Here is a 13,112-nt window from a genome sequence, read left to right as displayed (position 1 = left end):
ATAACTATGCTTCACAGATGAGAGACGGAAGGAAGTTATGATCATGCTTGGCAAAATGAAGAGAATCTTAATAGGCAAGCCCATGAAATCGGCTGAACTGGATGGAGAAAAATTGGGGAAATGGAAGGCACTCGCCATCCTGTCCTCGGATGCCCTATCGTCCGTTGCCTACGGTACGGAACAGATTTTGCTGGTGCTCGTTGCGGCCGGATTCGCCGCCCTGTGGTATTCTGTTCCGATTTCCATCGCCGTACTGGGATTACTCGTCATTTTAATTTTTTCCTATCGCCAGACGATATTTGCTTATCCAACAGGGGGCGGCGCTTATATCGTAGCCAAGGATAACCTGGGTACAACATCCAGTCTGATTGCCGGAGGATCTCTGCTGGTCGATTATATTCTGACCGTTGCGGTAAGTTCGTCCGCAGGGACGGATGCGATTACGTCGGCTTTTCCAATGCTGCATGACTACAGTGTTGTGATTGCTCTGATTATGATTGTTTTTCTAACCATTATGAATTTGCGGGGAGTGACGGAGTCAGCGTCTGTGCTGGCGATCCCCATCTATCTGTTTATCTTTTCGATTGCGGTTCTGATTATCTCGGGCGGAATCAAATTTCTTGCCGGGGGAATGGAAGCAGCTGCACCTGAATTCGGAACAAGTCTATCCCATGTAAGTATGTTTCTGTTATTGAAAGCATTCAGCTCCGGATGTTCGGCCTTGACTGGTGTGGAAGCGGTAAGTAACGCGATCCCAAACTTCAAGCAGCCTGCCGAGAAAAATGCCGCGGGTACATTACTGCTTATGGGTTGTATATTAGGAGCCATGTTCATTGGCATCACGTTGCTGGCTTTCGGTTATGGAGTGAAGCCTGATCCCAAAGCAACGGTCATTTCCCAGATTGCTGAAGCGACGTTTGGCAGGGGCACGATGTATTTTATCATCCAGGGTGTAACGGCACTGATCCTGTTCCTGGCAGCCAACACAGCATATTCGGCTTTTCCGCTGCTATCCTTCATGATGGCGAAAGACAAATACATGCCGCATGCATTTATGGTCAGAGGAGACCGCCTTGGTTTCTCGAACGGGATCATTTTTCTTAGTGTGATGTCTGCGCTGCTGGTGGTCGGGTTCAAAGGAAATACGGAGAGCCTGATTCCGCTCTATGCGGTAGGGGTGTTCATTCCATTTACCCTGTCACAGCTCGGTATGATGATTCGCTGGATCAAAGTCAAACCGTCTGGCTGGCAGATGAAGTTGCTGGTCAATACCGTCGGTATGCTGACTACGTTATCCATTACCCTGATCTTTATTTTCACCAAGTTCACACAGACATGGGTCATCTTTATCTTTTTGCCGCTCGTTGTTTATGTGTTCATGCGTATTCACCGTCACTATTGCAACATTGCCGATGAGCTGCGGATTGATATTCAGGTCGATAAGCCAGCCAAAAAAGGCAATACGATAGTCATTCCTGTTGCGGGCATTACCCGGGTCGTCATGAATACGATCAGTTACGCCCAGACGATGTCGGATCATGTGGTCGCGCTGTACATTGGATTCGATGATGAGGCCATACGCAAGATGGAGCAGAAGTGGGAGGAGTGGAATCCAGGTGTTCGTCTGGTCGTGATCAAATCGAGATACCGTAGCATTATGGGGCCGCTAAAGAAATTCATTGATACCGTAGAGTGGAAAACGGCCGAGACCGATCACATCACCGTATTGATTCCACAATTCATCACCAAGCACTGGTGGCAAAATGTACTGCACAACCAGACCAGCTTCATGATCCGGGCCTATCTGATCAATTACAAAGACGTGATTGTCACCACGGTGCCATATCATCTTAATCGTTAACTCGAACGGTTAATCGCTTTACCTCGTGTGGGAGATTTACAGATTATTGTAAAATGAGTCAAGTTCTTTAACAGACAAACGTTCATATTCCATTTACACATCAAACCGCAGGGATATCTCCAAAAAGGGGAGTTCTTGCGGTTTTTTTGTCATGAGATCCGGTCTGGATACCGCTTTCGAATGGATGCACATTTGCGTAAAGTCCCTTGTCCATGATTAACGTTACGTTGATTCAGAATGAATTTTGCTGTGACATTCGACTCTTACACTAGATAACGTGGTGCTGAAGTTGATATAACATTCCACACACACTGAATGCGTGAAACAAGGGGGAAGAAAATCCGATGAGTGAGCTTGATAACCGGATCAGCTTGCCCGCCGCCAAACGGCGCGTATCCGGTACGAGTGAGCGCCGGACAGCCTCGCTGCGTGTGCAGCGAATGCGGGAGAATATGCTGGCCTATGGTTTCCTGGCACCATCGCTGCTTTTGTTTGCAGTGTTTCTGTTTTACCCGATGTTTAAGTCCGTGTACCTCAGTCTGCATTCCACAGATCCGACGGGACAGATTGCGGCTTATGTAGGACTGGATAACTTCAAGGCCGTGTTCCAATCAGGACTGTTTATGCAAGGGATGAAAGTGACATTACTATTTGTCCTGTTTACAGTGCCTACGGGCATGCTGGCTGCTCTGATTCTGGCTGCACTGACTCACAACCGATTCAAGGGAATGCGTGTGTTCCAATTTGTGTTCTCTCTGCCCGTGGTGTTATCCGTTGGTTCGTCAGCGGTCATCTGGAAGTTTCTATTCCATCCCACCCTGGGCATGCTGAATTATCTGCTTGGCAAAGTAGGCATCGATCCAATTCCCTGGCTCACCAGCCCGGATTGGGCATTGATCTCGATCTCCATCATGACGATCTGGATGAACCTCGGATTCAACTACATTATTCTATCCAGTGGTTTGGCAGGCATCCCGGATGAGATCTACGAGAGCGCCAAGATTGACGGTGCAGGACCATTGCTGACGTTTCGCAAAATTTCGATGCCGCTACTGTCACCCACGTTATTCTTTGTTACGGTCGTATCGATCATTGGTGCTTTTCAATCGTTTGGTCAGATCAACATTTTAACCCGGGGTGGCCCGATGGACAGTACAAATGTTTTTGTCTATTCCATCTATCAGGAAGCCTTTGTTAATTTCCGCTTTGGTACAGGTAGTGCGCAGGCACTGATCCTGTTTGTGGTGATTATGCTGCTGACCCTGATCCAGTTCAAATGGGTAGAAAGGAAAGTGCATTACCAATGAGGGCGACATGGACCAAAACGCTGTTGTATGGATTACTGACGATCTGTGCAGCACTTGTGCTGTATCCGGTGATGTACACCTTTTTCATGGCCGTCATGACGCCGGAAGATGCGAGCGCTTATCCGCCGCATATCATTCCAAATTCCATCGATCTGTCCAACTTTAGCGAAGTATTTGATATTGTTCCGATCGGCCGATTTATCGGCAATACCTTTCTTGTCGCAGGACTGACAACGCTTGGTCAATTAATTACAGCGAGTATGGCAGCCTATGCTTTTGCGAAAATGCAGTTCAAAGGCAAAAACGTCATCTTCAGCATGTTTGTCGCAACGATGATGATTCCTTGGGAAGTAACCATGATCCCCAACTACCTGACGGTTCGCAGCTGGGGTTGGCTGGATAGTTACCAGGGGCTTATGGTGCCTTTTCTGGCAACGGCGTTTGGAACATTCCTGCTAAGACAGTTCTTCATGCAGTTACCCAAGGAACTGTTCGAGGCGGCGAGGATCGACGGTTGTGGTCATATTCGTTATTTCATATCGCACGTCTTGCCTTTGTCCCGTCCGGCACTGGGTACACTGGCAATCTATTCATTCTTAAGCATGTACAATTCATATCTCTGGCCGCTGCTGGTGACCAATACACCGGAAATGAGAACCGCACAGATCGGGATCTCGATGCTGGAGTTCCAGGAATCCACCGCGTGGAATCTGGTATTTGCCGGGACAGCAATGGTGATTCTACCGTCCTTGCTGCTATTGGTCTTCGGGTTGAAACAGCTTGTCCGCGGAATGGCCGCAGGCGCGCTGAAGGGGTAAGGTGAGAAAGTTTTAAAACTATTTAATTGAAGTGGAAGCTCTGAAGGTTTTGATCTAAAGATTTTGATTTAGAGGTTTTGAATAGAGGTTTTAAATTAAACCTTGTATCTTCGTACAAGGTCTAAGGTTTGGATACCAGGAGCGAATAAAATGAGGCTCGTGCTTCAAATAAAATGTTGAAATGAACGACGGTAGTAGTGGAGGGGACGAAATCGATTCTGAAGAAGCGAAGCGTTCGCCTTTATCCCCGGATTTCCCCCTTTGAAAGGGGATGAAAGAAATCCGGGGGTAACAGCGATCAAAAGAACGATTCGTAACCGTAACGGCCACACCGCGTCATCCCCAAGATTTTATTGTACGCGAGCCATATAAAAGGAGAGCGATTTCGTTTGAAAAAAAGAGGAACATTTGCATTAATGCTGGCTGCACTCATGTTGGTCATTTCCGCTTGCGGAACAAAAACGGAAACAAGCAGCCCGGCAAGTGGAGCACAAGCAGAAGCGGCCGCAGCCGAAACAACACAATTGACGTGGTGGCACTCCATGTCTGGCGCTGGGGAGAAAGCCATTAATCAACTCGCTTCTGACTTTAATGCTAGCCATCCCGACATTCAGGTGAAACCCATCTATCAAGGGAAGTACGATGAGAGCTTGAACAAACTCAAAGCTTCCATGGGCTCAGACAGCGGTCCAGACATTATCCAGGTCTATGAGATCGGCAGCAAGTTCATGATCGATTCGGGCATGATTACGCCAGTACAACAGTTCATCGACAAGGACCAGTTCGACCTTTCCCAACTGGAGCCAAACATCATCCGATATTACACCATCGATGGCAAGTTGAACGCGATGCCGTTTAACACATCGAACCCGATCCTGTACTACAACAAGGATATGTTCAAAGCAGCAGGTCTGGACCCGGAGAACCCGCCGAAGACGTATGAAGAGTTTGAGCAAGCGGCAAAAGCACTGGCAAAAGACGGTAAGCCAGGTGCATCCATGGCGATCTATGGCTGGTTTATGGAACAGTTCTTTGCAAACCAGAATGCAGATTATGTAAACAATGGAAACGGAAGAACTGAGGCAGCTACAGAGTCTCTGCTGAACTCCGAAGCTGGAGTGAAGACATTAACGTGGTGGAAAAAGATGATTGACGAGAAAACCCTCTCCAATCTGGGACGTAGCACAGACGATACAACAGCAGCATTTACAGCTCAGCAAATCGGTATGACCCTTGATTCCACGGCTGGCCTGCGTAAAATCGTAGAAGGTTCAGGTGGCAAGTTTGAACTGGGAACAGGCTTCCTGCCTCGTCCAGCGGATGCCAAAGAAGGCGGCGTTGTGGTGGGTGGAGCGAGTTTGTACATTATGAATAACAAATCGGAAGCACAACAACAAGCGGCATGGGAATTCATCAAGTATTTGGCTACACCAGAGGTACAAGCGAATTGGAGTGTTGCGACAGGATACTTCCCTATTACGACAGCAGCCTACAATGAGCAAGTATTAAAGGATAATATGGCGAAGTACCCGCAATTCCAGACAGCAGTCGATCAATTGCACGCTTCCGCGGATTCGACAGCAACATCCGGGGCATTGATGGGTGTATTCCCAGAAGCCAGACAACTTGTCGAAGGAGCGATTGAAACGGTCCTGAATGGACAAGGTACACCACAGGAAGCATTGGATGCAGCAGCCAAACAAATTACAGACAAGATTGCGCAGTATAACAGCACGGTGAAGAAATAATCTAATTTATATCCATGTTGAATGCAGTGATTAAGCTGCATTCAATTTTTTTGTTTTACTAAAGAAAAAGACTAACATTTTTTGTTAATGCATCCGAAAATAGAATAGGAAGCTGAAAGGGGTATCCCAATACATGGATTCATGAAAAGCAATGGACAATATTAAAAATAAGAAGGAGTACAAGTGAATGAAAAGAGTAACGGTTCTAATGATGGCATTTATGTTGTTGTTTGTTTCAAGTGTTTATGCGGAGGAACTTAAAGTTAAAGATATTGAACTCATCCCTAATACTTCAGTTTCGGTCGGTGGTAAGATTAATCTTAATATAGTTGTTGTGTATGATGACGAAAATTCAATACATAGCGATAACGATCCATACTACAGAAGAAATACAGGTCTTACAAAAACAGATTATACGATCAGTGAACCTCATATACTTCAAGTGCTGAGCACTGGGATGGTAAAGGTAATAGGTGTAGGTTCTTCAACAATTACTGTTAAAGTCGAAAATGTTGAAAGATCAGTTACTATTTCAGGTAGCTTGGATGAAGCAATTGATGGAGGATACATAAAAAATGGTGTGACTCTTGTTCCGATGAAAGAGGTATTCAAGGCACTGGGAGGGAGTGTTAGTTACATTGCTCAACAGGACGCCTTCGAGATTAAAGTTGGTTCTACCCAACTAACTCTCCCGAAAACGGGAACAAAAGCAACGTTAAATGGAGAGCCATTAACTCTCAAGTCCCCGCTGCTTGTTCAAAATGGCGTAACTTTGTTTCCTGCTTCTGTTCTCTCAGATGCTCTGGATGGAACTGTGACTTATAACTCTAAAGCTAAGCAGATGCAAGTATCCATTGGTAAAGGTAAAATGACTATTAATATTGAACAACCTCAAAAACAAAACAGTGTAACAGGAACAACTCAAACAAAAGGGAAACTTTATGCTGTGCCAGCTACTGGAGATATGAAAGGGTGGAGCGTTCTCAAGGGTCATCCTTACGAAAAAAGCATCCGTGTGTACTTCAAAGTCAATGGGTCAACTGTACAAATATATACTAAGGATATAAGGAAGGTAGATCTGAATAAAAAAGTAACATGGACCGATTTAGAGGGGAAAAAACACACGAATACGGTAAAACAGTTATATACTGTTTTTGGGGAATTAAGTAATGAATATACTAGTGACATACTATATAAAATGTTTGGAAAAACATATTCAGACTGGATCGGGTCAACTTCACTGAATGCAGATCGATACGTTGACCAGTACTTGGAGCAACAAGGATTAATTGAACCCTATGGAAGTAATATTACATTGACACCAGACACAGAAGTGTATTGAAGACCGTCTGTAACATTTCGAAAAAGTGAAATTATTATCATTTTTCATATTTTATATTATCCCACAAGAAAGTCTCTGAGAGTAATTGGAGATGTTCTTGTGGTTTTTTTGTTGTGGTTATATGTTTTGTTTATTATCAGGTAATAATTAACATTCTATTAACTCATACTGATTTTGCGCTTAATAGTTCTCTTTTATACTCAGTTAATGTGGTGAACTAAAGTGATCCGTGCATATCGTTTTATCATGTGAAAATGCATGTCTCAAGACTCAGGTTTTAGTGGGTTTAAAGAAATGAGGACTGTCACTAAATGTCGAATTCGTATTTATATTCATTATAAATGTTAAGTTAATTGACGTTAATTAACCGTTTATCTAACGTTTATATAACTTCAATAGGCTTAATAACGTGTTTTTATTTAAAATTTAGTACTATTTATTCATTATTATAGAGATTAGTTTAGAAAATGTGATATAAGTGTTCTATTTTCTTTCATATCGAAGAAATATTGTTTACACCAACCTGTTATTCAGTTATCTTATATTTGAACTAATGTACAAACTGGCTGAACAAATGATTGCCAAGTTGAAAACATGGGGGTAGGACGAATGAACAACAAGCAAGTGAAACGTTGGGCACAAGGGTTTCTGGTTTTCGTTCTTGTCGTTACAGGTGCGGCACCAATAGGTGGATTAAGTAGTATCGCATATGCTGATGAGGAAAGTGTAGTAACGGAACAGCCGCAAACAAGTGATAAGGAGACCTCCACACCGGATGCTGTTTCAACGGAAGAATCGTCAGATCTAGAGGGAACAGAGTCGCCGAGCAACGAAGATGGTGTTCTTGATGGAACTGAAAGTGAGGAACCAGCTGAGACCGATAATTCAGAAGTGCAGGAAGCAGACGGGACTGGAATCATATCCATTGCTGATGCGCGAGTCCTTGCACCAAATACAAATGTAGCCGTTTCAGGTGTCGTAACGTACAGTGAACTCTCCGGAGAATTCACGAATTATTATATTCAAGACGAAGAAGCTGGCATTGTAGTCCGAGCGAAGAATCAAGTTGACGTGGGGGATCGCATTGAAGTGTATGGCCCAATTACCCACTACAGTGGACTCGTCCAGATCGAGAAGGATAAGTCAGGTTTTACCGAAGGATACATGAAGGTCACTGAGCAAAATGTAACACTCCCCGGACCCAAAAATATGGTGTCCACAGACTTTGTCAGACCAGCAGACCAAAGTAACAAAGGTCCGGGCGAAAAGTATGAGGGAATGTTTGTCGAAGTAAGAGATATTCAGGTAACACGGGGCAGTAGTTCGACGTTCTACGCTACGGATAGTCATGGTGCTGAGATGACGATTTATGCCAAAAACTCTCCTACCGCGCTAACTGTCGGCAAAACCTACGAATATGTGCAGGGTGTTCTCACGTTCCATACAAACTATGGTTTAGAACTGATTCCGCGAACAGCAGCGGATGTTGTAGAAAATAGCATGTCTGTGATGGCAAGTGTTCCATCCGGCGGGATTCCCCGAAACAATGAAGTCACATTAACCTCTCCAGCCAAGGGTGCGATTGTACACTTCACAACGGATAATACAGACCCTACTTCTTCTTCCACCGTGTATAGTGGCCCATTAGAGATTGATCAAGACATCGTAATCAAGGCTGTTGCAATTCTTAATGGACAATCCAGTGCAGTGTACACCTTTACGTATCAAGTACTTCCTGATAAAGAAAACTTGCGTATCCATGATATTCAGGGCGCAGGACATACCTCTGTTTTTAACGGATACGATGTTAAGGATATCGAAGGTATTGTTACTTCCGTCAGTACAAGCAGTTTTTACATGCAAGAGCTTCCAGGTGAGATTGACGATGATGTTCGAACCTCCGAAGCCATTCAAGTATATAAACCCAGTCATGGGGTTATCGTTGGCAACCAGGTGAAGGTATCCGGCAAAGTTACGGAGTATGGGGCGGTTAACGAATTAACCACCACGCAAATTACGGCAAATACCATTGTAAAAGTGTTAGATAAAGTTGATCTACCTGTTCCTGTGAAGTTGGGTGTCAATGGGCGTATTATTCCCTCAGTCATTGACTCGGACTCTTTTGCAGAATTTAATCCGGAGACGGATGCTATAGACTTCTATGAAAGTCTGGAAGGCATGCGTGTTGAACTGGAAAAGCCTGAAATTATAGGTCCTTACTCCAGTCAGCCAGGTCTGGCCGTTGTTGTGGATAATGGTGAGAATAATCCACTTCGCACACCTAATGGTGGTGTTATTCTGACTGATAACAAGAAAGATATGAATGAGAGTGATCTCAATCCGCAGCGTCTGTTTATTGGCAAGAAACCTTCCAAAGCAGTAAAAACAGGTGACAAATTGGATGGCAATGTGATCGGAGTAATGACATATTCTTCCGGTAATTTCAAGGTGAGTCCTGAAGGGAATTTACCAGCAGTCATCCCGGGAGAAACGAAACAAGCGGTTACTTCCATTGAGAAAGCAGCAGATAAACTGACCATTGCTACGTTTAATGTGGAGAATTTCAGCAAAAAGGATGCATCACGAGCAACTAAAATCGGCAAAATCATCGTGGATAATCTGAACACGCCAGACATCATTGGTATTATGGAAGTTCAAGATAACGATGGTGATGCCGACACGGGCACAACAGCGGCCAATGAGAGTTTTCAGACTCTAATTGATGCAATCAAAACGAACAACGGACCAACATATCGATATAGTGAGATTTCTCCGGAAAATAACAAGGATGGAGGGGCACCTGGTGCCAATATTCGTGTAGGATTCCTTTATCAACCGAACCGTGTATCGTTGGCTACTGGTATCGGAAAAGGAAATGCTACGACAGCGATCACAGTCAAAGCAGACGGTAGCTTATCCAATAATCCGGGTCGTATTGCACCGGGGGATGAGGCGTTCGCCAGCTCCCGCAAACCACTTGCCGCTGAATTCGAATTCAATGGTGAACGTGTAGTGGTGATTGCCAACCACTTCAATTCCAAAGGTGGAGACCTGAAACCTTTTGGAAATATACAGCCTGCCACTCGGAGCAGTGAAGTTCAACGGGCGAAACAAGCTGCATTGGTGAATGGATTTGTGAAAGAGTTACTGAACAAAGACCCTGACGTAAATGTCGCCGTTCTCGGTGATTTTAATGACTTCCAATTCTCAGAAACATTGAACATTGTCGAAGGTAATGAACTGGACAATCTGGTAAACGAACTACCAGAGAACCAACGCTATTCCTACATCTATGATGGAAACTCTCAGACACTGGATCACATTCTGGTGAGCAAAAACCTGACTAAGACAGCAGCCATCGAAGTCGTACATGTAAATGCCGATTTTGAGACAGCGGATGGACGAGTGAGCGATCATGATCCACTACTCGCACAATTGAGTATTGGAGATCCAGTGCAAGAAGGGGACTTCAACCTTCGCGTGCTGCATACGAATGATACGCATGCGCATCTGGATAACATCCCTCGCCGAGTAACGGCAATTAAGGAAGCACGCAATGATAATACCCTGGTGCTGGATGCTGGGGACGTGTTCTCGGGTACATTGTACTTCAATCTGTTTAACGGTCTGGCTGATCTGGAATTCATGAACATGATCGGATATGATGCCATGACCTTTGGTAATCATGAGTTTGATAAAGGTCCAAGCGTACTGAAAGCATTTATTGAAAAAGCAGAGTTCCCGTTTGTGAGTGCCAATATTGATTATTCAAAGGATGCGAGCTTGAGTGGTTTGTACAACAATCACATCGGGAATCCGGGTGAGAAAGCCGAAATCTATCCGGCGATTATTACGGAGGTGAATGGTGAGCGAGTCGGTATTTTCGGACTGACGACACCGGACACGGTATCTCTTTCCTCACCAGGGGATGACTTGAAGTTTGTGGATTATAAAGCAAGTGCACAGGCAACTGTAGAGATGCTGCAAAATGAAGGCATCAATAAAATCATTGCTTTGACTCACCTGGGCTACTCAGAGGATCTCAAATTGGCTGAAGCCGTAGAAGGAATCGACATTGTGGTAGGTGGTCATTCACACACCATTCTGAACGCACCAGTTTTGGTGGATACCCATGCGGACCCAACTTTGGTTGTGCAGACTGGGGAATATGACGTTTCTCTTGGTCAACTGGATGTTACGTTTGATGAAGCAGGCGTATTGAAAAAGTGGAACGGCAAATTGTTGAGTCTGGATGCCAAAGATGCAAACGGCCAATTCGTCTATGCTGATGATATGGAAGCCGCAAACAAGCTGAAAGAATATGCGCCTCAGCTGGAACAATTCAAGAAAAAAGTTATTGGTAAAACGAATGTCTTCCTGGATGGAGAACGTGGCACTGTGCGGAAACAGGAAACCAATTTAGGAAACCTGATGACAGACGGTATGCTGGAGAAAGTGAAATCCATTGTGCAGGAAAATGACGTCAAAGGATACGTGGCGATCCAGAACGGCGGTGGCATTCGAGCTTCATTCCAGACAGGGGATATTACGCTGGGCAATCTCCTGTCTGTGATGCCATTCGGTAATAATCTGTCTGCTTTGAAAATGACAGGCAAGGAAATCACAGCCGCGCTGGAAAATGGCGTTAGTGGTGTGGAAACGGGAGAAGGGCGCTTCCCGCAAGTGGCAGGCATGCGTTTCTATTACGATTCCACGAAACCAGGCGAGAAAATTGATGCAACGACCAACACCGTAACCCAAGTTGGTCAACGTATGGTCAAAGTTCAGATTAAGAATGCAGATGGTACGTACTCGGATATCGATCCGAACGGGTATTATATCGTCGCTACCAATTCATTCATGGCTAACGGTGGAGACTTCTATCGTGCTATGAGAATGGCGAAAGATGATAATCGATTCTACGAATTAAATCTGGTCGATTATGAAATCTTCCATGAACATCTGGACCGTGTAGGTACAGTCGATCAAAAGACGGAAGGACGCAGTACGGATCTGAAAGGCACGCCACTTCCCGGGGATGGTAATGGAAGCAATCCTGGTAATGGTGGCGGCAATAATGGAAGTAATCCGGGCAGTGGTAACAGTGGTGGAGGGTCTACAACACCTACTCAGCCTGTAACTCCAACAACACCGACGACACCAACCAATCCTACGAACCCAACTACGCCAACCGTTCCTGGTAATGGAGGAGGTACGAATCCAACCCCTCCTGTTGTGGACCTGAAAGATATCGGAAATCACTGGGCGGCTGCTGCCATTGAGCAGGCCATTTCCCGGGGAATTGTGAACGGATATCAGGATGGCAATTTCCGTCCGAATGCACCAGCCACACGTGCTGAATTCATTGTTATGTTGGGAAGAGCATTTGAACTTCCAGCCAGCAATAAGGCATTGACGTTTAGGGATGCGGCTGGGATACCTGCATGGGCACAATCCTTTGTTGCTCAGGCAGTCGATCAAGGCATCATTAGTGGGTATACGGATGATACGTTCCGTTCAACGGGGAAAGTATCACGGGTAGAGATGACGGTTATGCTCGTCAGAGCACTCGGCCTTCCGGTACAGTCCAATTCGTCACTGAGTTTTGCGGACGCAGATAAAGTACCGGCGTGGGCTGTTCCATATATCGCTGCTGCATATGATGCAGGACTGGTAAAGGGAACAGGGAAAAATATGTTTAACCCCCTCGCTGAAGCCACACGTGCTGAAGTAGTGACCTTGTTATTGTCGGCAAGCGAGTTGCAAAAGCAATAAAACGCATGATACAGACGGTGTAGAACAGCTTGCAGACTTACATCTGCAAGCTGTTTTTTTACTAGGGCGTGTCTGAAACTCCGAAGGAAGTAGATTTTGCCGAATTTTCGTTCCAAGCAAGGAAGTTTTCTGCAGGCGTGCCGGGGCACGTCAAGGGAAAGTGACGCAGCAGGGGGCGAAAAGGCGGTGAAAGATGCACTTCAGCGAGTTTTGAGATACGCCCAATTAATGCCTGTTAATTTTCACCAAGTGAAGGTATAG

The 13,112-nt window shown here is 45.1% G+C and carries 6 protein-coding genes; all 6 read left to right on the top strand.

Annotated elements, in window-relative coordinates; translation table 11 throughout:
- The first annotated feature begins 43 nt into the window (after positions 1–43).
- A complete protein-coding gene (locus BLS69_RS17090; RefSeq protein ID WP_091033728.1) occupies positions 44–1,861 on the top strand; it encodes an APC family permease in 1,818 nt (605 codons plus the stop codon).
- A gap of 344 nt (positions 1,862–2,205) precedes the next feature.
- The gene (locus tag BLS69_RS17085) at positions 2,206–3,168 is read left to right on the top strand and encodes a carbohydrate ABC transporter permease (protein WP_091033725.1); all 963 of its coding nucleotides are present in this window, start codon (positions 2,206–2,208) and stop codon (positions 3,166–3,168) included.
- The gene (locus BLS69_RS17080) at positions 3,165–3,986 is read left to right on the top strand and encodes a carbohydrate ABC transporter permease (RefSeq protein WP_091033722.1); all 822 of its coding nucleotides are present in this window, start codon (positions 3,165–3,167) and stop codon (positions 3,984–3,986) included. The genes BLS69_RS17085 and BLS69_RS17080 overlap by 4 nt, the downstream gene beginning before the upstream one ends.
- A 389-nt stretch (positions 3,987–4,375) precedes the next feature.
- Positions 4,376–5,734, top strand: coding sequence for an ABC transporter substrate-binding protein (locus tag BLS69_RS17075; RefSeq protein ID WP_091033720.1), 1,359 nt, complete (start codon positions 4,376–4,378; stop codon positions 5,732–5,734).
- A gap of 187 nt (positions 5,735–5,921) precedes the next feature.
- Entirely contained in the window at positions 5,922–7,076 is a 1,155-nt protein-coding gene (locus BLS69_RS17070) for a copper amine oxidase N-terminal domain-containing protein (RefSeq protein WP_091033717.1), read from the top strand.
- A gap of 609 nt (positions 7,077–7,685) precedes the next feature.
- The gene (locus BLS69_RS17065; protein WP_176872749.1) at positions 7,686–12,851 is read left to right on the top strand and encodes an S-layer homology domain-containing protein; all 5,166 of its coding nucleotides are present in this window, start codon (positions 7,686–7,688) and stop codon (positions 12,849–12,851) included.
- Positions 12,852–13,112 lie beyond the last annotated feature (261 nt).

It is taken from the genome of Paenibacillus sp. CF095 (assembly GCF_900101225.1).
In the GTDB taxonomy this organism is placed as follows: Bacteria; Bacillota; Bacilli; order Paenibacillales; family Paenibacillaceae; genus Paenibacillus.
Note: the sequence above shows the minus strand (reverse complement) of the source record. Positions and strands in the feature narration are given on the sequence as shown.

Coding starts and splice junctions, on each gene's coding strand:
- BLS69_RS17090 (WP_091033728.1), top strand. CDS start 44: ATGCTTGGCAAAATGAAGAGAATCTTAATAGGCAAGCCCATGAAATCG.
- BLS69_RS17085 (WP_091033725.1), top strand. CDS start 2,206: ATGAGTGAGCTTGATAACCGGATCAGCTTGCCCGCCGCCAAACGGCGC.
- BLS69_RS17080 (WP_091033722.1), top strand. CDS start 3,165: ATGAGGGCGACATGGACCAAAACGCTGTTGTATGGATTACTGACGATC.
- BLS69_RS17070 (WP_091033717.1), top strand. CDS start 5,922: ATGAAAAGAGTAACGGTTCTAATGATGGCATTTATGTTGTTGTTTGTT.
- BLS69_RS17065 (WP_176872749.1), top strand. CDS start 7,686: ATGAACAACAAGCAAGTGAAACGTTGGGCACAAGGGTTTCTGGTTTTC.